The sequence below is a fragment of the Undibacterium hunanense genome (genome assembly GCF_014284335.1).
GTDB lineage: Bacteria > Pseudomonadota > Gammaproteobacteria > Burkholderiales > Burkholderiaceae_D > Undibacterium > Undibacterium hunanense.
Genome location: NZ_JACOGF010000019.1, coordinates 1 through 20,510 on the forward strand (window position 1 = coordinate 1; position 20,510 = coordinate 20,510).

General features: G+C 52.9%; 20 protein-coding genes. 11 read left to right on the forward strand and 9 right to left on the reverse strand.

The window, feature by feature from the left end; genetic code table 11:
* Positions 1-608: 608 nt before the first annotated feature.
* Complete coding sequence (locus H8L32_RS24995) at positions 609-1,142, reverse strand: PaaI family thioesterase (protein WP_186950535.1); 534 nt, start codon at positions 1,140-1,142, stop codon at positions 609-611.
* Positions 1,142-1,624, reverse strand: coding sequence for a PaaI family thioesterase (locus tag H8L32_RS25000; protein WP_186950537.1), 483 nt, complete (start codon positions 1,622-1,624; stop codon positions 1,142-1,144). The genes H8L32_RS24995 and H8L32_RS25000 overlap by 1 nt, the downstream gene beginning before the upstream one ends.
* Positions 1,625-1,723: 99 nt before the next feature.
* On the opposite strand from H8L32_RS25000, the gene H8L32_RS25005 reads away from it, so the two are divergent.
* Both H8L32_RS25005 and H8L32_RS25010 read left to right on the forward strand, forming a co-directional pair.
* A complete protein-coding gene (locus H8L32_RS25005; protein ID WP_186950539.1) occupies positions 1,724-2,749 on the forward strand; it encodes a GlxA family transcriptional regulator in 1,026 nt (341 codons plus the stop codon).
* 192 nt (positions 2,750-2,941) lie between these two features.
* Positions 2,942-3,604: a PilZ domain-containing protein gene (locus tag H8L32_RS25010; RefSeq protein ID WP_186950541.1), complete on the forward strand. Its 663-nt coding sequence runs from the start codon at positions 2,942-2,944 to the stop codon at positions 3,602-3,604.
* A 39-nt stretch (positions 3,605-3,643) separates the two neighbouring features.
* Here H8L32_RS25010 and H8L32_RS25015 read toward each other — a convergent pair whose 3' ends face one another.
* A complete protein-coding gene (locus H8L32_RS25015) occupies positions 3,644-4,369 on the reverse strand; it encodes a glycine-rich domain-containing protein (protein WP_222619486.1) in 726 nt (241 codons plus the stop codon).
* A 271-nt stretch (positions 4,370-4,640) separates the two neighbouring features.
* Here H8L32_RS25015 and H8L32_RS25020 point away from each other — a divergent pair, with 271 nt between their 5' ends.
* From H8L32_RS25020 to H8L32_RS25045, 6 genes are all read left to right on the forward strand, one after another.
* Positions 4,641-6,320, forward strand: a complete 1,680-nt coding sequence (locus H8L32_RS25020; RefSeq protein WP_186950544.1) for a methyl-accepting chemotaxis protein — start codon at positions 4,641-4,643, stop codon at positions 6,318-6,320.
* Between the two features lie 61 nt (positions 6,321-6,381).
* Positions 6,382-7,233 (forward strand): HDOD domain-containing protein, encoded by an 852-nt coding sequence (locus H8L32_RS25025; RefSeq protein ID WP_186950546.1) that lies wholly within the window; start codon positions 6,382-6,384, stop codon positions 7,231-7,233.
* Positions 7,234-7,396: 163 nt separating this feature from the next.
* Entirely contained in the window at positions 7,397-8,377 is a 981-nt protein-coding gene (locus H8L32_RS25030) for an MBL fold metallo-hydrolase (RefSeq protein WP_186950548.1), read from the forward strand.
* A 78-nt stretch (positions 8,378-8,455) separates the two neighbouring features.
* On the forward strand, positions 8,456-9,694 hold the full coding sequence (locus H8L32_RS25035) for a cytochrome P450 (RefSeq protein ID WP_186950549.1): 1,239 nt from the start codon (positions 8,456-8,458) through the stop codon (positions 9,692-9,694).
* A gap of 32 nt (positions 9,695-9,726) precedes the next feature.
* A complete protein-coding gene (locus H8L32_RS25040) occupies positions 9,727-10,893 on the forward strand; it encodes an ABC transporter substrate-binding protein (RefSeq protein WP_186950551.1) in 1,167 nt (388 codons plus the stop codon).
* Between the two features lie 16 nt (positions 10,894-10,909).
* Positions 10,910-11,806 (forward strand): polysaccharide deacetylase family protein, encoded by an 897-nt coding sequence (locus H8L32_RS25045; RefSeq protein ID WP_186950553.1) that lies wholly within the window; start codon positions 10,910-10,912, stop codon positions 11,804-11,806.
* Positions 11,807-11,809: 3 nt separating this feature from the next.
* Here the strand turns inward: H8L32_RS25045 and H8L32_RS25050 are convergent, their stop codons facing one another.
* The 3 genes from H8L32_RS25050 to H8L32_RS25060 all read right to left on the reverse strand — a co-directional run bounded on the left by H8L32_RS25050 (position 11,810) and on the right by H8L32_RS25060 (position 13,629).
* On the reverse strand, positions 11,810-12,130 hold the full coding sequence (locus tag H8L32_RS25050; protein ID WP_186950555.1) for a DMT family transporter: 321 nt from the start codon (positions 12,128-12,130) through the stop codon (positions 11,810-11,812).
* 368 nt (positions 12,131-12,498) lie between these two features.
* Positions 12,499-12,720: a SlyX family protein gene (locus tag H8L32_RS25055; protein ID WP_186950557.1), complete on the reverse strand. Its 222-nt coding sequence runs from the start codon at positions 12,718-12,720 to the stop codon at positions 12,499-12,501.
* A gap of 81 nt (positions 12,721-12,801) precedes the next feature.
* Positions 12,802-13,629: an NIPSNAP family protein gene (locus tag H8L32_RS25060; RefSeq protein ID WP_186950559.1), complete on the reverse strand. Its 828-nt coding sequence runs from the start codon at positions 13,627-13,629 to the stop codon at positions 12,802-12,804.
* 285 nt (positions 13,630-13,914) lie between these two features.
* Here H8L32_RS25060 and H8L32_RS25065 point away from each other — a divergent pair, with 285 nt between their 5' ends.
* Positions 13,915-15,324, forward strand: a complete 1,410-nt coding sequence (locus H8L32_RS25065; RefSeq protein WP_186950561.1) for a glycoside hydrolase family 18 protein — start codon at positions 13,915-13,917, stop codon at positions 15,322-15,324.
* A 40-nt stretch (positions 15,325-15,364) separates the two neighbouring features.
* On the opposite strand, the gene H8L32_RS25070 is transcribed toward H8L32_RS25065, so the two are convergent.
* Positions 15,365-16,747: a formylglycine-generating enzyme family protein gene (locus tag H8L32_RS25070; RefSeq protein WP_186950562.1), complete on the reverse strand. Its 1,383-nt coding sequence runs from the start codon at positions 16,745-16,747 to the stop codon at positions 15,365-15,367.
* A gap of 257 nt (positions 16,748-17,004) precedes the next feature.
* Positions 17,005-18,033, reverse strand: a complete 1,029-nt coding sequence (locus H8L32_RS25075) for an alpha/beta hydrolase (RefSeq protein ID WP_230412409.1) — start codon at positions 18,031-18,033, stop codon at positions 17,005-17,007.
* 281 nt (positions 18,034-18,314) lie between these two features.
* On the opposite strand from H8L32_RS25075, the gene H8L32_RS25080 reads away from it, so the two are divergent.
* Complete coding sequence (locus H8L32_RS25080) at positions 18,315-19,373, forward strand: HDOD domain-containing protein (protein WP_186950564.1); 1,059 nt, start codon at positions 18,315-18,317, stop codon at positions 19,371-19,373.
* A gap of 207 nt (positions 19,374-19,580) precedes the next feature.
* Here H8L32_RS25080 and H8L32_RS25085 read toward each other — a convergent pair whose 3' ends face one another.
* Positions 19,581-19,910 carry a hypothetical protein gene (locus H8L32_RS25085; protein ID WP_186950566.1) on the reverse strand — a complete coding sequence of 110 codons (330 nt, stop codon included), beginning with the start codon at positions 19,908-19,910 and terminating at the stop codon, positions 19,581-19,583.
* 434 nt (positions 19,911-20,344) lie between these two features.
* Here H8L32_RS25085 and H8L32_RS28060 point away from each other — a divergent pair, with 434 nt between their 5' ends.
* Positions 20,345-20,467 carry a hypothetical protein gene (locus tag H8L32_RS28060; RefSeq protein WP_268977653.1) on the forward strand — a complete coding sequence of 41 codons (123 nt, stop codon included), beginning with the start codon at positions 20,345-20,347 and terminating at the stop codon, positions 20,465-20,467.
* Positions 20,468-20,510: the final 43 nt, after the last annotated feature.

A 20,510-nucleotide genomic window follows, 5' to 3' on the forward strand; every position in this document is an offset into this window, starting at 1 on the left:
TCGCTTCTTTCTGCCAAATTCGCAGAGTGGGAGTAGTGATTCCTGTGGCTTGGGCTAACTCCACAATGGCACGATTGATGGGCGGCGTCATTTGTTGTATTACCCATTCTTTTTGTTCTGCTGTATACCGTACTCGTTTCATCTTACTCTGTCTTCCGCCCTCCAGCGGGTTGGATTTCTGATGACGCGACATCTATCCTGACATGGAGGGAAGCAAAAGAAAGTATCTCGGCCGCCGGGCCGAGACCCGGCCTGTGTCCACGAAGGGCAATTGTTTAAATCAACGTACAGCAAACAACAACCGCCAATGGAGCGCCACCCGATGTGCTCCAACTTTGACAGTGACGAATATGTGCTTAATACGCCCATTGTTGGGCTGATAAAGCGTAGCCCAACCTACACAACTACGAAGGGCAATAAATTTAACCAAAGTACGGCATGCAACAAACGCCGCTGGCCTCCAGCCTTCGCTGGAGCGACGATATGATGATTGCCGTTCATCGACAGAACCCCATCCTCATCCCCACCTTCTCCTTGAAGGAGAAGGAGTAAAACCAGCCGCTAACGGCGTGCCACCGACGGCACAAGCTCATGACACCAAGCACAGACTAAGGCAATGGAAACACCAGACACGTCGTCGTCGCATGCGCATAAATCCTCCCCGCAGCATCCACAATACGCCCCTCTGCCGTACCCACTTGCCTGCCCACCTGTATGACTTTGCCTTCAGCCCGTACCGGCCCGGTCTTGCTGTTCATGGCACGTATCAGATTCACCTTGATTTCCAGCGTGGTATAGCCCATGCCTTTGGGCAGCATGGATTGCACGGCACAACCCACTGCTGAATCCAGCAGGGTACAGAAATAGCCGCCATGCACGCTGCCCAGCGGGTTGTAATGCTGCACACCGGGCGTGCCCTGGAACACGATACGGCCAGGCTCACCTTCTACCGGAATGAAATCCATGGTCTTGCCTATGGGCGCGACCGGATAATCGCCATTCAGGATACCCAGCAAGAAATCGATACCGCTGACGGCTTTCAGTTGATCCAGCGTCGCAACGCCGGGTTCTGCCATGCGTGCGCGCACTTCGGCTTCACGGGCCAGCCATTGCTGTAAGACTGCTTCGGTTTCTATACTCATCATGCATCCTTACGGGGAAATAAAATCATTTGTGTACAACGAAACAGGGCAATGGTCTTGCCCTGGTAACTGACCACGGCATCCCAGACCTGGGTTGTGCGGCCCAGATGCACGCCCGTGGCAACGACGCTGATAGTGCCTTCACGGGCTGTGCCCAAGTGATTTGACTTCAGTTCCACCGTGGTGAAACTTTGTGCCCCTGGTGGCAGACTGCTGATGCAGCCATACCCGCAGGCAGTATCCGCCAGCGTCACCACACTGCCGGCATGCAGGTAGCCGTTAGGGGCCAGCAAATGTGGTTGCACCGGCAATTCTGCCGTGACGCGTCCTTTTTCTACCGACAGGATGCGTATGCCCAGATAACCGGGCAGGAATGGGGCACCGAACTGGTTCAGGCGCTGCGCCTGCTCATCCTGTGCATCCTGTACGTCGGTGCTGGAGTTAAGGTCTGGGTCTGGGTCTGGATCTGCTTCGGCTTGCATGATGGTCTTTCGTGTTGAATATCCTTACCGGACATTCTAGATATTGCAGTAAAAGACGGACAGTGTCAGTATTGACTCTTTTAATGCAGATTACGACAAATGATTGATATCGAAGTCTGGCTGTACCCGCAATGTATGGCATCTGCCGTCACTGGTCCGCTGGATGTGTTTGCGGTTGCGAATGCCATCTGGGCCATCAAAAATCGGGATGATGTCGGCCCGCTGTTCAAGTGGAGCCTGCGTTCACCTGATGGTCAGGCCGTCATGACGCCAGCCGGTATCAGTCTGGTTGCTGATGGCCCCATTTGCGCTGACAGCAAGGCGGATGTGATCATTCTGCCTGGCATTTATGTCGGCAATGGTGTTGCCGGCCTGCTGGGTAATTTGCATGATATGCGCGATGTCTTCCCCATCCTGCGTGAAAAACACCGTCAGGGTACGGTACTGGCATCGAATTGCAGTGCCACTTTCGTACTGGCCGAAGCTGGTTTGCTGAATGGCGGACATGCCACCACCACCTGGTGGCTGGAACGGGCTTTCAAGGCCCGCTATCCAGAGGTGCAACTGCGCCTGGCCCAGGTGTTGAATGAATATGAAAATATACTGACCAGCGGTGCGGCTACCAGCTATCTGAACCTGGCCTACCACCTGGTAGAAAGATTTGGCGGACAGGATGTTGCCACTGGTGTTTCCAAAACTCTGCTGATCGATGCCAATCGCGCATCACAGATGCCATACATGCAAATGCTGACCCTGACCCAGCAAGATACCCAGCCGCATGAAAACCTGCTGGTACAGCGTGCCCAGAAATGGCTGAACCAGAATCACCACCTGCCTTTCCGCCTGCCTGCACTGGCCGAACACCTGGCAGTCAGCGAACGCACGGTAATACGGCATTTCCACCAGACCCTGGATACCACGCCTGCCAGTTACGCCCAGCAGATCAAGATGGATATCGCCAAGCGCCTGCTGGAAAGCACCACACTGACACTGGAACAGGTAGCCGAACGCACCGGCTACAGCGACCCCAGTTCCTTCCGTCGCCTGTTCAAACGACATTCGGGATTGTCACCGGCCAGTTACCGTGAACAGTTCAGACCGGCAAAACGGGCGGTGAGTACCTAAGCCACACACATGCACTGCATACCTACGCGGCCTGGCAAAATCTGATCATCCCGGCCATCACAATATAGAAAAGAAAGTTCTGTCTTCTTTTGATGTAGTGACTGACAATCACAGGTATACAAAGCTTTTGATGGGAAATGAGAATAATTTCCACATGGAAATTATTTCGGTTTTTTTCTATATAATGGTGTCATGCACAAACTGCCCGGAAAAAGAAAAGTCTCTTATGGCGCTGATACGGTAGCGCCAGAAACGCCTGTCGTCTTGCGGGACAAGGATGTGGAAGATGCGAAAGATGCGGTCGTTGATGCTCCCTTAGTATCAACATTAGTATCACCACTAGCGTCACCCCTGGCGCCCTTAACACCGCCCTTTGTTGTCTCCAAGGCTGATCCGGAACCGGCTTTTGTGGTTCCGGTGCAGGATGCCCCATCCCCTGAAGGCACACCTGCTTCAACGATTCTTGCCAAATTCAATGAGATCAGGACGCAACTGCCGCGTTCCCACAGTCGCTATCTGGTGAAATGGAAAATCGCGCTTATCCATGAATTCAGTGGCAAAAAACTGACCTATCACGGCAAGATCAATGACATTTCAGAAAATGGTCTCAGCATGTTCTGTGAATACAATGTCTTTTTCAGTGGCAGAGTCAAACTGATCATGACCTTGCCACCTTTGAATGTGGGCCTGCATGCCCAGAAAATAGAAGTCGAAAGCAAGATGGTGTACACCATACTGTCGCAATTTTCTTTCCGTATCGGGCTGGAATTCCTGAATTTCCAGGATGGTGAAAAGAAAATACTCATGGACAGGCTGGAAAGCAGCAACGCCGCCCTCAAACCGGGCAGCGGCTAAAGCCTGCCGCCATAGCCAGCCCCACTTCAGCCGCCAGCCTTAATCACTGCCACCGCAGCCACCGCTACAACCACCACTACATCCCGAACTGTCGCCACCACTGTCACTACTGCCGCTGTCGGTACTGCAACCACTGCCGCTATCCCGTGCAGTATCACTAAAATCATACGGGCTGTCGCTGCTCCCACCGCCATAAAAATCACCGCCGCAATACACCGTGCCATCTGTATTGGTGCGCAGGGCGCTGCAATTGGGTTCATAGCGAAAACCGTCGGCAATATTCCATTTTGCATCCAGCGCAAACAGCAGGGGCAAGCGGGTGGCACGACGGGGGTTGATGTTTTCTTCCAGGCAGGCAAACCACCAGGTGCGACGCAGGCCATCGTTATTGCGCAGATTGCTGCCCAGCACGGCGGCTGGCGTATGGTGCATATAACGGCCAAATGCCTTTTTACAGAATTGTTCGTAATTTTTTGTATAAAGAATAAACTCGTGCCACAGCTCATCGACGACCAGTGAAGGCATGGCGACATGCTTGTAACCAGATTTCAGATACACCAGAAAAAACTGCCTCAGTGCCCTTGCCACCAGTTGCTGATCTTTTATAGACAGGTCAGTACGCTGTTTGTGGAGCCTTTCCAACAATCCGGGTGGAAACATATAACTGCGTATGTAGTCCGCCTGGGCCGCACGCCGCCAGCGGGTCCAGACAAAAACCAGGCTGACCGAGAGCAACAGCACCACAATAATCATCAATATAGGCATGTAGTAATCCACAGAATTTAACAAAAACTTGCTGTTTTGCTGCTGTGCAGCAAAACAAATTTGGCATAGTATGGAAACAGGGTTCACATTTTCTGCATAGCAATGCAATCAGTATAAAAAGCTACACATCACGCCATACATCAGACCGAAGCTTATTTCACCGTTACAAAGACATACCGGATTTTCTCTTCCCTGGAGTCTGCTATGTTGAATCTTGAAAAATATTTTTTCGCATTTTGTAGCAAACGAAGTTTTTTCTGGGAGATACACGATGAACTTGCGTCACTTGCGCATAGGAACCCGACTCGCGGTCGGTTTTGGTGTAATACTCGCCACCCTCATTCTCATTCTGGTCATTGACAGCATTTTCAGCGCCAGCAACCGCAAGGAAATGGTCGCGGGCCTGGAGCTTTCGCAAGCCAAAATCGAGCTGGCGGCCACCATGAAAAGCAGCATGCTGGAAGGCGGCATTGCCATCCGCAATATCGGCCTGCAAAGCGATATTGGTGAAATCGACAAGCAAAAAGCCATTTCCAAAAAACAACAAACCCGCTTTGCCGAAGCACGCGACAAACTGATCGCCCTTGGCCTGAATGATGAAGAGAAGAAAATCCTCGATACCGTTTCGGAAATGGGTAAGGAAATCGACGTTCCGACCAAGCAAGCCATGCAAATGTTGCTGGAATTTAACGGCGAAGAAGCCGTCAAGGTAATTGCGACCAAAATTGACCCCTTGCAACAAAAAGCCTTACTGGAAATCAATAAACTGGTCGACCTGCAAAACAAGGCCGCCGCTGAACTGTCCAGCATCGCTGAAAGCAAAGGCAAACAACTGACAACCACTCTGTTTGCGATTGGTGCCGTCATTTTGTTGATAGGCGCAGGCTTTTCGGTATTTCTGACACGCGGCATCACCACGCCACTGCGTGAAGCTGTTGTTATCGCCAAACAGGTCGCTGCCGGTGAACTGTCTTTCCGCGAAACCACTGACGGTACCGATGAGATCAGCGAACTGCTGAATGCGCTGAAAGAAATGAATGACAACCTGCACCATATCGTCAGTGAAGTCCGTCAGGGTACCGACGCCATAGCCATTGCCGCAGGTGAAATCTCCAGCGGTAACGCCGACCTGTCTTCACGCACGGAAACCCAGGCCGGTGCACTGGAAGAAACCGCCAGCACCATGGAAGAAATCACCGCCACCGTCAGACACAATGCAGACAATGCCAGACAGGCGAATGGCTTGGTGACCTCGGCGTCCAACTTCGCCATCAAGGGTGGTGAAGAAGTCGGCAAGGTGGTCCACACCATGAATTCCATCAAGGAAAGCTCGCGCAAGATTGTCGATATCATCAGCGTAATTGACGGCATTGCCTTTCAGACCAATATTCTGGCGCTGAACGCAGCAGTAGAAGCTGCACGTGCCGGTGAACAGGGGCGTGGCTTTGCCGTGGTGGCGTCGGAAGTCAGAAATCTGGCACAGCGCAGCGCCAGCGCCGCCAAGGAAATCAAGACCCTGATCAGCGATTCAGTAGAAAAAGTCGATGCTGGCGGCAAGCTGGTTGATGCAGCCGGCAAAACCATGGGTGAGATCGTCACTTCGGTCAAACATGTGGCCGACATCATGACCGAGATCAGTGCTGCCGGCCAGGAACAGAGTTCCGGCATAGAAGAAGTCAATCGCGCCATCACCCAGATGGATGAAATGACACAGCAAAATGCAGCGCTGGTAGAACAGGCAGCCGCTGCGGCTGAAAGCATGGAAGAACAGGCCAATATCCTGGCGCGCGCCGTCACGGCCTTCAAGCTTGATGCAGCCAGTAACCATGTCCGCCGCGCACAGCCAGTCAAAGTCAGTGCCGCCCCGTTGGATGATGAAAATGCGGATTCCAACTTGATTATGTCAACTGCTGGTAAACTAGTGAGAGTATTGGGTTTCAATAAAAGTTAAAAAGTTAAGCGAGAGATAGGAACAGACCCTCGCTTCGGGTCTTTTCTATCTAGAAATGTATATGAACAAGTCGGAAGCACTAAGAAGCATCGTTGAACAGGCCAGCAATGGTGATTTGGTTTTTCCGACCAATGTCAACGCATCACTCAAGATACAGCAAGCTCTGGATGACCCGGATTGCGGCATAGAAACTGCGGCCAAACTGGTCATGACTGAACCTTTGATGTCTGCCCGCGTGGTGGCCATCGCCAATTCTGTCGCCTACAACCGTTTCGGCGGCGGCGTCACCAATATCCGCACGGCCATCACCATACTCGGCTTCAATACCCTGCGTTCCGTTACGGCTGCCGTTGTTATGCGGCAATTAAGTGCCGCCGTTTCCCACCCTGGCATACGCGCCCAGATGGATGCACTATGGCGGCATTCTGCCTACGTGGCGGCGCTGGCGCACCTGATTGCCCGTAAAGTCAGCAAAGTGGATGCTGAAACTGCCCTGTTTGCCGGTATCGTGCATGAAGTTGGTGGTTTTTACCTGTTGTCGCGTGCACAGGAATTTCCGGCCTTGCTGGAAATCGACAGCAACCCACCAGCCCCGGATGCCCTGGCAGAAACCGATGAAACCTTTATCGGCCGTGCCGTCCTGAATAAATTGCTGGTGCCCAAACGTGTGGTCTCTGCCGTGGAAGCACTGTGGTACGGCATGCGCGTCATGCCGCCAGAAACCCTGGGCGACACTTTGCTGCTGGCCAATGAACTGGCCGCCGTGCCATCACCACTGGACCCGCGTTCACCGGAAAGCATACGTCAATCCGCTTCGGAAATTGATTTCGCCGTCGGTGAAGGCACCCTGTCTTCCATCCTGTCCGAATCTACAGAAGACGTCGAATCCCTGACTGCGACCCTGATCAGCTAAGTGTTTGTCGCACATAGTAGGTGTGCAACAACAGACTTGGCAGAAATTCGGCATAATAGTCCGCGCATTCAACCGCAGCAGGCATGGGTACTGCATCTTGCAGCAATGCAGGGATGCTGCCACCTGCTGAATCATTCCACGCACCACATTCAAAGGAAAAACCATGCAATTGAAAAGTTTGCTTCGTTCCGGCCTGTTCAGCACATCCATTCTGGCTGGCGTTGCCGTGTTTGGTATTCCAGCCATCAGCGCGCATGCCGCCGCATCCATGGCAAAAACCAGCGCTCCCGGCTTTTACCGCAGTATGCTGGGTGATTTTGAAATCACCGTATTGTCTGACGGCACAGTCCCACTGCCTGTCGATAAACTGCTGACCAATACCACGCCAGAAAAAGTCGGCAAGGCTCTCGCCAAATACCATCAGCAAAGTCCGCTGGTGACATCGTTCAATGCCTTCCTCATCAATACTGGCAGCAAGCTGATTTTGATCGATAGCGGCGCCGGTGTCTTCTTTGGCCCTACGGTGGGCAAGCTGCAGGCGAATCTGAAAGCATCCGGTTACCTGCCTGAGCAGATCGATGAAATTTACATCACCCACATGCATGCCGACCATATCGGTGGCCTGGTGGATGGTGATAAAGCAGTCTACCCTAACGCCATCGTGCGCATTGACCAGCATGACACCGACTTCTGGTTAAGCCAGGAAAACCTGGACAAGGCCAAAGCCGATGCCAAAGGCAGCTTTGAAAAATCCATCGCTATCCTGAAACCGTATGTACAGGCCGGTAAACTGAAACCGTTTGAAGGCAATACGGAACTTGCACCAGGTATCAAAGCGGTAGCCGCCCATGGCCATACTCCTGGTCACACTACCTACAAAATCGAAAGCAAGGGCCAGACCCTGATGCTGTGGGGTGACCTGATGCATGTTGCCGCAGTACAGTTTGACAACCCTGCGGTCACCATACAATTCGACAGTGACAGCAAGGCTGCTTACGCACAAAGACAAAAAGCCTATGCTGATGCAGCGCAGCAAGGCTATCTGGTCGGTGCCGCCCATCTGGCCTTTCCTGCCCTGGGTTATGTGCGCAAAGAAGGCAAGGGCTATGCCTGGACACCTTTGAACTATGCACCACTGCCATAATCTGAATTGTCATCTGCCTGATTGACAGTACCCGGCAAATCGGACACAGTGCAAACTCTGTCCTTTGCCGGGTTTTTTATGCCTTCTCAGTATCAGAACACCGTCACGTCAGCGCCACTCATCAGCGATGATTTTGACCTGCGCCACCTGCCCGCCGGTTTTTACCAGAACCCCTATCCCTACTACCACGCCCTGCGCGAGCAGACGCCCGTGCGCAAGATGCCGGACGGTTCTTATCTGCTGACGCGCTATGCCGACCTGGTGCAGGTGTACAAGGATGCGAAGACCTTCAGCTCGGACAAAAAACTGGAATTCAAACCACGCTATGGTGATTCGCTGCTGTATGAACATCACACCAAGAGCCTGGTGTTCAATGACCCGCCACTGCACACGCGGGTACGCCGCCTGATCATGGGTGGCCTGACCCCGGCAGCCATGGCCGATACCGAACCCGGCCTGATCACACTGGTGGATGGCTTGCTGGACCAGATGGCAAACAAGCGAGAGGTCGATCTCATCAGCGATTTCGCATCCGCCATCCCGGTAGAAATCATAGGCAACTTGCTGGCAGTGCCGCATGATGAACGTGAACCCCTGCGTGAATGGTCGCTGGCGATACTGGGCGCACTGGAACCCGCCATCACACCAGAATTTTTTGCGTATGCAAATCAATGTGTTGCCGGGTTTTTGGCCTATCTCAAAGAGCTGGTCGCCAAGCGCCGCCTGCACCCTGGTGACCCCAAAACCGACATGCTGACACGCCTGATAGAAGGTGAAGCCAACGGTGAAAAACTGACGGAAACCGAGCTCTTGCAAAACTGTATTTTCTTACTGAATGCCGGACATGAAACCACCACCAATTTAATCGGCAATGGCCTGGTCGCCCTGCAGGAATGGCCGGAACAAAAAGCCCGCCTGATCGCCCAGCCAGAAATGATCAACACCGCCATCGAAGAATTTTTGCGCTTTGAAAGTTCCAATCAGTTGGGCAATCGCATGACAACGGTGGATACGCGAATCGGCGACACCAATATTGCCGCTGGCAGTCGTATCAGCCTGTGCATAGGCGCGGCCAACCGCGACCCCTTGCAATTTCCTGATCCAGACCAGCTCGACCTCAGCCGCAGCCCGAATCGGCATCTGGCTTTTGCATCCGGCATACATCAATGTGCGGGCATGTTTTTGGCGCGGCTGGAAGGCAGGGTGGCGATTTCGCGCCTGCTGGCACGTTACCCAAATTATGCATTGAGCGCACTACCCGTCAGAGGTGGGCGCGCACGCTTTCGCGGTTTTTTATCGGTACCTTGCACATTATAAAAATTCTTCACAACAAAAAATACGGAGACAACATGAAAACAAATACCCAGCTCAAAAAAAGCCTGCTGGCACTGACAGCAACGCTGCTCTGCACAGGCATCAGCGCGCAGGCACAAATCAGGATAGGCGTGACCATTTCATCGACAGGACCGGCTGCCTCTTTGGGCATACCCGAGAAAAATGCGATTGCCATGCTGCCCAAGGAAATCGCAGGCAAAAAGGTCGAATACATTGTTCTCGATGATGCCTCCGACACCACGCAAACCGTGACCAATACCCGCAAGCTGATCTCCGAAGAAAAAGTCGATGCCATCATCGGTTCCACCACGACCCCGAATTCCCTTGCCATGCTGGCTGTGATTGGCGAAGGCAAGACGCCAGCCATCAGCCTGGCATCCAGCAACCGCATCATCGAACCCATGGATGCCAACAAAGCCTGGATGTTCAAGACGCCGCAGACCGACACCATGATGGCAATCGCGATTGCCGAAGACATGAGCAAGAAGGGTGTCAAGACCATGGGCTTCATAGGATTTTCTGATGCCCTTGGTGAAGCCTTCCTGGTGGAAGTGAGCAAATATGCAGAGCTGAAAAAAATCAGGGTCGTGGCCACAGAACGTTTCAGCCGCAATGACAACAGCGTCGTCGGCCAGGTCTTGAAACTGATGGCCAGCAACCCGGATGCCATCGTCGTCGGTGCCTCAGGCACGCCTGCTGCGCTGCCACCCAAAACCCTGGTCGAACGCGGCTACAAGGGCCGTATCTATCACAACCACGGCGTCGCCAACAGCGACTTCCTGCGCGTTTGTGGCAAGGACTGCGATGCCACCTACCTGCCCACCGGCCCGGTCATGGTGGCCAGACAACTGGCCGACAGCAACCCCGTCAAAAAAGCTGCGCTGGATTTCTCCAACAAGTTTGAAGCAACCTATGGTGCAGGTAGTCTGGCCGCATTTGCATCCTATGCCTGGGATGCCGGTTTGCTGTTGCAGCAAGCTATCCCCGTGGCCTTGAAGAAAGCCGCCCCTGGCACCGCCGAATTCCGCGCCGCCTTGCGTGATGCCCTTGAAGCTACTCAAGGGCTGGCCACCACCAACGGCGTCGTCAACATGAGCAAAAGCGACCACCTGGGCCTGGATCAGAGAGCACGCGTGATGGTACAGATCAAAGGTGGGAAATGGGTATATCAGGCAGAATAACGAGACTGAATACACTATGAAAACTGTTTGGATCATGGCAGCGCTGCTGGTCGGCAGTGCCGTACCGGCATGGGCTGCCGACACCTTCGATATTGCCATCACCGTGGACGACTTGCCGGCCCATGGTCAACTGCCACCAGGAATGACACGGGCAGGCATTGCCGCATCCCATATCAAAAGCTTCAAGGCGCACGGTGTGCCGGAAGCTTTCGGCTTTGTCAACGCCGCCCGGCTGGCTGATGATACGGGCAACGCGGTCGTTCTTGATATCTGGCGTCAGGCTGGCTACCCGCTGGGCAACCACACTTACAGCCACATGAACATCGAGAAAGCAGCATCGCTGGAAGCCTGGCAAGCCGATGTGATTGCCGGCGAGCCAGCAGTCGCAAGCAAGATGGAAGGGGCCTTCTGGCGCTATCTGCGCTTTCCCTACCTGTCCGTTGGTACCACCCGGCGCGATGAGGCTTTCGTATTCCTGCGTGATCGCGGCTATAAAATTGCAGATGTCAGCATCGCCTTCAGCGACTGGGACTATACCGATGCCTATGCACGTTGCGTCGGCAAGGCGGATATCGCCAGCATAGAGCGTATGAAAGTCCACTACCTGCAAGGCGTCGATACCGGCATCGCCAACATGAAAGAAAACTCAAGGCGCGTGTACGGACGCGTAATCCCGCAAGTGCTGCTCACCCACATCGGCGGCTGGAGCGCCGTCACGCTGCCCGACGTATTGGCCCGGCTGGATGCCGCTGGTGCCCGTTACGTGACACTGGCCCAGGCACAGGCTGACCCGGCCTATGCAGAACCCGGAGGCGGCAGCGTCATCAGCCGCACCGCCAGTAAAAACAACATCATGCTGGTTAAGGATGCATCCTCTGAGCCCACGCTGGATCTCAAATCCATCTGCAAATAGACCTTAATCTGACGACGACATTTTCATCATCACCAGGCCGGACAGGATAAGTACAGCAGCACAAACGCGAGTGAAATTCAGTTGTTCGCCCAAAAAGACTATGCCTACGATGAAGGCACCAAGGGCACCGATACCGGTCCAGATTGTATATGCAGTACCAAGTGGAAGACTGCGCATGGACAGCGACAGCAAGACGATGCTAATGAGCATGCCAACAATAGTCACGACAGAGGGAATTAATTTTGTGAAGCCATCCGATTGCTTCATAGCGAAAGCCCAGACGACTTCAAAGAGTCCGGCAACAACCAATAATATCCAAGCCATGATGGCTCTCCTTTCAAAGAGCCGGGCCGTCCCGGACATTCGTTCCCAAAGTGGGGAAGGTCGTTCCTTCTGGTGAATCTGTGTCAATTCACATGCATCGGACTTGAATGGTCCGACATATAAATTATAGCTCAGCCAGTAATCATCTGCTTTAGGGCTTGGGATGGGGTTTTGCCGCAAAATTATTGTCAGTCAATTGACCGGAACCCATCCCCACCCTAACCCTCCCCTTGAAAGGGAGGGGATTGATCAGTCATTTTTTTGTCAAGCATATTGCTCCGGATAGCAGTACGCCTGCGCTAAAGTAAGGCCAACAAGAATACGGTTCGTCAATCGGCCAGAATCTGCATCAGCAAACCACACCAGTCTCAATAATGCGGCGGTCTTTCATCCACCACCGCAGTCCGCTGACTGGCCGTCACGGCCACTTCGCGTATGCGTGCCGCCATCGCGGTACACAGCGCTTCCAGCTCATCAATTTTCTTTTGTTGCCTGTAGACCTGGGTATTCAGGGTATCCACCAGATCATCCTGACGTGTCAGGCGTATCTCCAGGTCAATCAATCTTTCTTCGGTTGCGGTGTGTGTCATGATGCAGCTTCCCTTCACAGTAGGCTGACAGTATGCCATACCAGCCTGACTGCAATGACTGCACTATCCGCAAAAAAAGGTTCAAGGCAACAATGACCGCGACGTCGGTTCCAGCATCAATATCTCTGGCCAGCGCTGCAAGGATTTATACAGATCAGCAAAGGCCCGGTCGCGCCATAGTGCATCCTGTGCCAGGCTTGCCAGATAGTGGTCATACGCTGCCTTGTCTGAGTAGCTGGCAAACCAGACGAAGACATTGACGTTTTCGCGCACGGGCAGGCGTTCAAATGTATTCGGGCTTTTTTCCGTGACGAAGCGGCCCATGACATGGGCACCGTGGCGTTCAAACATAGGCATCAACTGGTGATTGAATTTACTGATGAAGTCCGCTGTTACCTCTTGCGGAAAATGATAAATCGTTGCCACCACCAGGCCACCACGCGGAGCCGTGTTGCCAACTGCTGCACGCGTGCGTGTAGCAGTGACGAAACCACTGCCGGGCGAGGCCGGGCGCAACAACAGGACATCATCGTTATCATACAAAGTCGCATTGGCATCATTGCGATACGTCTGCCAGGTCTGGCCTGAATAAAAATCAGCCAGGGCCTGTTTGCGCGCTTCCATATTGCCAAATCCACGTAGCCAGGTGAAATGATAAGGGTCATTCAGATCACGAAACTGGGCCAGCACACGGATGCCGGCTTCTTCCTGGGTGTCGATGAAACGGGTTTCAAACAGCGAGATCAGTGCATCACGCTTGCCGGGATACGTCACATACTGACGCAGCTCTATGACCTGGCAGCATTCTTCTGCAATGACGGCATTTGTTGCCGCAACACCTGAACTAACCGCTCCCAATGAACCCAACAGGGCGGCGGCCATCAAAGTGGATGGCTGAGACAATTTCATCGCTTTTCTCCATCATCAGACATCGCGCCGGATGGCGCGGTAGATGCCAGCATAAGCTGCAATTAGGACGATTTCAGACCTGATTAAATTGCACACCACAACAAAATCTGCTGACGCCCTGATACAGCTTTCCCGCAAAGCCTGCACATGGCATGTCATACCAGTCTGGTATGCTAGTGGACTGGTATGCTCACTACAGAAGCCAATGACCGCAGTGGTATGCCCCAATAATCCAACAGACAAAAATCTGTTGACCCATTTCATCTGTGCTTGCATGCTGTCGCCATGAATAATATTGTCCGCCTCTTCGTTCGCTTCGTACTCCTTGTGCTTCGCGGTTTGCCGGGCGTGCTGGCCTCGCTGATCTTCTGTGCGACTTCTGTCGCAACGGCAACTGAAGTGAAAAAACCTGTCGTCATCGGCTATTACCTGCTGGAAAAAGACCAGATCAACAGCTATGCCGATGGCAAGACAGAGTTCCCGGTATCTGCCATCACGCCAGAAAAAGCGCGCATGCTGACCCATATCAATTACTCTTTCCTCAACATCAGTGAAGAAGGGCAATGTGCGCTGGAAGAGGGTACCGATCCACAAATGGCGCGCAAGGTGTTTGATGAATTACAGGGTCTTAAAAAACACAATGCCGATTTGCGCATCCTGTTTTCCATAGGCGGCTGGTCTTACACCAATGATGACAGCGCCACAGTAGGGCGCTACCGGACCGCTGCTGCCAGCAGCAATGCCAGACAGAAACTGGCGCAATCCTGCATCGCCTTCATGCGTGATTATGGCTTCGATGGCATAGACATAGACTGGGAATATCCGCGTGCAGAAGACAGCGCCAACTTTGTGGCATTGCTGAAAGAAATCCGCCGACAACTGAAGCAGGAAAAACGTGACGGCAAACCCGCCTGGCAACTGACCATCGCTGCTGCCGGTGGTGCCTTCAACATGGCACGCACTTACCAGTATTTGCCACAGATTGCAGCCCAGCTCGATTACATCAATCTGATGACCTATGACTTGAACGGGCCGTGGGAACAGCAGACCAACCACAATGCCCATCTGTATGGCAATACTGGCGAACACCTGTTTGAAAACCCATTGCGTGCACTGCCTTTCAAACCGGCGCTCAGCAAGAAAGTGCTGGAACAGCGCTTTCCCTCACCCTTTGCGCTGACCGTGGATGCCGCCGTCCAGCAATATCTGCGTGCCGGCGTACCTGCCGCCAAGCTGGTGCTGGGCTTGCCATTTTATGGCCGTGCCTTCTTTCAGGTCGCACCCGACAAGCAAGGCTTGTATCAGACCCACGCCACCCCTGCCGGTGACGTTTATGTCGGCGACCCCGGCTTGCTTACAGGCTGCGATGCCTGCACCGCCCGCAAGGATCCACGCATAGCCACGTATGCCGACATCAAAAAACTGCTGGCATCGCCACTGGGATATAAAAGCTATTTCGGCGCGGACACCAAAGTGCCGTGGATATACAACGCCGACAAGAAAATCTTCATCAGCTACGACAATGAAGAATCCTTTGCCTACAAAGTCACTTACCTGAAAAAATATGGCCTGGCCGGTGCCATGTTCTGGCACCTGGGACAGGATGATGAACAGGGCAGTCTCTTGCGCAGTCTCTACATGCACTTGAATCCGGAAACCAGCTTGCAGGGTGGCGTGCAATACATTTCAAAGTAGCTCCCATGGCAGAGGCCGTCTATTCCATGTCATTTCCACATCATTTCAACCTGGCAGCAATCCTGAAACCCACCGAATGATAGGCGCCTGCCGCACTGCGTCCCTCACCACGTCCGGTGGATTTGCCGCTGTTTGATGTCGCATACCATGAACCACCCTTGACCACGTTGACGCTGGTGCCGGCCTCTGCCCCGTTGGATGCAAGGTTCAGGGTGTTGGTCCATTCATAGGCATTGCCGGCCATGTCGTAACAGCCGCACCAGCTTTTGCCTCCTTCGTAGGTGCCTGCGGGTGTCGTATAACCACCATACAGATTCACCAGCGTACGGAATTGATCGGTATTGGCAAAATCTGCCCATGTGCTATTGGCCGATGAATCATATTGCCAGCCGGTGACGCCACCACTAGCATTCATATTCAGGACCTTGCTCAGCAGGGCAGTGTCATTCGTCAGTGCCGTACTGCCATCACTGAGCGTAGTCACCACGGTATCGTTGTAATAACTGACGGTAGCAAAGGCAGCAGAGTTCAGGACATACTGGCTGCACACGGCATTACAGTTGTAAACCGTTGACAGGGCACCGGTACTGCTGCTGTAAGTGATGCCCGCATTCACGCCCCAGGGGAAACTGTAGCTGGTGTTGTTGCCCAGCGCTGCGTATTCCCATTCGCCCTCGGTAGGCACATAAAAGCGATAGCCTGGTATCTGGGTTTCCAGCCAGGTGCAATAGGCCGTTGCGGCTGTCAGGGACACAAATAATACCGGGTGCTGTTCCTTGCCTGCCGGGTAGCTGCCACCATACCAGTATTGGCCAGCGGTCTTTGCCGTGCTGGGATAATAGCTGCTGCCCTGGGCATTGCAAAATGCCTTCCAGTTGGCATTGCTGACCAGATATTTTCCCATCATGTAGGGATTAAGTATGGCGATGCTGCTGGTATCACTCATCACACCAGTGACCGGATCGGTGGTTGAACTGGTGGTGGATGTGTGGAAGTTATAGGCAACCGTACCCGACGCAATCACGGTCACAAAATCGGCCATGGATGGCAGACTGGCTGTCGTACTGGTACCAGCCGTGCGCCAGCTCCAGGGATCAGTCGCTATATTGCTCACCCCAGTGGTCACCCCGGTGGTCGTCCCGGAAGTGGTGCCGGTGGTAGTGCCGGTGGTAGTGCCTACTGTAGTGCCAGTCGTCGTGCCAGTCGTTGCGGTTGTAGTCGTGGTACTTGATGTTGCGGCAGCACCACTGGCTGAACCACCACCACAGGCAGTCAACAGTTCAGCCGGAGCCAGCATACCCAGCGCCATCCGCAGCAATCTGCGGCGTGATTCCATTGTGGTTGGCGTGTGGGTTGGCGTTTTGGTCGGCATCTTGGTAGATTTATGAGCCGGTATGCGGGAAGCAGATGCTGGTTTGCGCATGTTTTTCCTTCGTGCTTATCATTTTTTTGCCGTCATGCAGCCAGGACGCAAGACGGCGTGGCATAAAATATGGATTGGAATTGAAACAGGAACTGGCTGTAAATAGTAGCCCCTTGCAAAACAAGGGGAGCAGGATTTACCCAGATTTACATTTATCCTGATAGCACAAGAAAAAATGCAGAAAGGCGAAGTAAAGACTGGTAAGTGGAGCCGCACCCAGGCCAGGTGCAGCGTCATTCCAGCTATGACCATGCGGGCTAGGGCAGGGAACTATCTGCCGCCTTCAAAAACCTGTCCACCGCCGCCGTATAGGCACTATCCTGCCCCAGGGTTTTGTTGATATCGGCATGACTCATGGCTTGCGGCAGGGTCTGGGCCAGCATACCCAGCGATTTGGCCTTGCTGACAAAAGCTTCCGCCTGCAGGCAGGGTTTGTCCGGTCTTTGTGAAGAACAGATGGCCAGGAAAGGCGCGGCTGGCTGCTTCAACAACAGGCCTGGTGAAGCAGCCTTCCAGTAAGCTGGGTCATTGCCAAACGCTTCGTCATAAAAACGGTAATGCTTTTGTTCCATGATGCTGTTGATGTCATAGGCAGCACTATCGATGGAAACAGTGGCAAGCCATGGACTGGCACCCGCCTTGCCAGCGATGGCAGGATTACTGGCAAGTACCGACACCAGATGGGCACCGGCAGAATGCCCCATGAGAATGAATTTGCTGCGGCTGCCACCCCATTCTGCCGCACGCCCCTGCGCCATGGCCAGTGCACGGGCCACATCATCAGCCTGTTCCAGCGGTTTGGCATCGGGCAGCATGCGGTAATTGATGGAAATAAACACATAGGCTTTCGGTAGCCAGTGCGCCGCCTTGTTTTCAACCACACCACGCGCAGTCTTGTTACCTATCTTCCAGGCACCACCATGCACCATCAATATAACCGGCATGTCGGGGCGGGCAATCGCAGTAGCTGGCAGGTACACATCCATGGTCTGCCGCCTGTCGCTGCCATAGGCAATATCACGCAGGACGCGGGTACCAGACGGTAGCCCGGCAGCATTGACGGTTGTGGTATCGGCGTCACTCTGGCCGCCATCCGGTTTGCTATCCGATTTTTCATCCTGCATGGCTTTCTGTTCCTGTCGCTCTTGTCGCCGCTCCATCAATTTGTCACGCAAAGTACCGGCCGCGACTGATGCGGGCAAGACACTCATGCCAAGGCTGACACACACTATTGGTAACAGCAATTTTTTATAGCGCCGGGTAAATGATTTGAGGAATAAGTCCATTTTGAGATTCCCTGAATATTCAGACTGACATGTAAGCATGAAAAGCTTAATCTTATGAAAGATGCGTGGATTTGTCCCTGCTGCATATGCAACAAAATGTAGGCAGGCACAGAATGTTCACCAAAAGAAACAGGTAAGATAGGTGCGACAAGCGCGCGCATCCAGACGCACCCACACAGGAGAATCCCGGACATGTTGAAACCCTGCCTCCTGGTTCAGGAAATTTACCCAGCCGTCACCAATGGACAAGGGCGGGGACAGACATCATGCTAGGGCTGGGTATGTTGAAACGCCTTTTTGGCCTGGCGGCAGATTCCGGCAGCGCGGCTGGCAATGACCATGCGCAGCATGCAGGCTCATTGACAACAGGCGCAGCCGGCAAAATGGACGGCTTGGCAGAAGAAGCCCCAAATGACCTGAATTGGAAACCTGCTTTCGATGTCGATGCCCGGTTTTTTCCATGGCTGCTGGGTGACTACGGCAAATCATTCGGCCACGACCTCGAAAAACCCTTGCTGATGGCGCTGGAAAAAGTATGTCGGTCCGAATTTGCCGGTTCCAGCCTGATCCCGCGTGTACCCAGCGTCTTGCCGCAATTGCTGAAAAGCCTGCGGAATGAAAACGTGTCCGGTGATGAACTGGCCAGGCATATCGCCAAAGATGTGTCACTGGTGGCCGAACTGATCGCTGAAGTCAACAGTTCCTATTACAGTACCGGCGACAAGATCAGCAGTCTCGACAATGCCGTGCGCCTGTTGGGTATCAATGGCCTGCGCATGCTGGTGGCACGTTCGGCTTTCCGGCCACTGATACAACTGCAGTCTGGTCATTTGACCAAACAGGTGGCACCGGTCATCTGGCAGCAATCCGAGTATTGCGCGCTGGCCTGTCGCCTGCTGGCGCAGGAAAGAGGGCTGGACAGCTTTCATGCCTATCTGGCCGGTCTGCTGCAAAACGTGGGTTTGATCATTGCCTTCCGCACCATGGATCAAAGCATGCAATATCAGCGCATGCCGCTGTCCACAGAATTCAGGCTATCGTTTTTGCACATGGCACAGTCGCTGTCTTTCCGCGTTGCCCAACAATGGGATTTTCCCGATACCGTAACAGCTGCCCTGCAAGCACAGATCAATAGCGACAGCAGCACACCCAGTCAGCAAAAACTGCAAGATCTGGGTCTGGTCGTCAGACAAGCGAGCGAACTCAGCAAGCTACGTCTTCTGGTCAATGACGATATCGTCAGCCAGCAGGACAAAGAATTGCAATGGGCCGCCGCCAGCAATATACAAAGCTGTTTTGCAGCATTGCAATTGCAGCAGCGAGATAACCAGTCTGCATAATGAGACGGGGCCGCACATCAGTAGCGCTGAATTTTTCAGACCCATTTTCAAAACAAATATCTCCGCTTATTTACTTATCCGCATCGAAGAACTTTGTTTTAAAAACGGGCCACTAGCGCATAAAGAGATGCGTAAAAACAGCGCCGGTCCGGTTCAACTCATCTGCAGCAGGCAGCACATCTTTCCAGTACATGAAACACATGCTTCTCAGCCTTGAACGCGACGGGCTGGTGTTTTTTCAGCCAGTTGTGAACGTTCAAACTGGTCTTCCTTGTCCATTGCCATCTTCTGTTCTGCTGTCAATCTTTTGGCACTGATCATCACGACATGGGTTGCATCCTGTGCAGTATCAAAAGCGATTTTCTGTTCTTCACTCATGCGTTTTGCAACGATGGTGACGCTTTGCACGGCGACATTATCTTGCTTGTCTTGTGCCTGAACCTGAGTATATGCAGAGCCGATTGCCAGTACGCCGGCGACCAGTGCTGTAGACAGAATCAAGCCGCTTTTCATTGTGTTTGCGATTGTGTTTTTCATTTCGTTTTCCTCTTTAGTGGTTGGTTGATGTGTGTACTTTAGAGCTTGCCCTGTCAATCTGCGAGGCCTATGCGACGAAATGCAGAATTCGGAGAATGAAGTGCTTAAAAAGCATTCCAAAGTATTTTTCAACGCACAGAAAATTCAGTAAAAAACTGCCGGAACAAAGCAACAACAGACCCACAGCGGGGCCGCAACACGCAAAACCCAGGGCGATATAAACAAGCAACAGAAGCAACAGAAACAACAAATGGCTCTAAACAACTGCGCCATCAGCAAGCATCTTTTGTCACAGGAAGAGCCACAGCCTCGCTTGGTCGTCAGGATCAGCAGCGGTATTCACATAAACATTGTCATCAACATTTCAAATGTGAAATCAATATGACATTCACAATTCAAATAACAGACATCCAAATATGTGATTGGATTAGCAAGTGTTGATCTTTTATGATGACACTGTATTCATTTTTACAAGGAAAAATACCATGTTGACCATCATCGTCTTTGCACAATTAATCGCCACCATCGTCATGCTGACTGCTGCCCTGACAGACTAATTCGCACTACCTTGCATCTGAACTACCGCATCAGCAACCCATG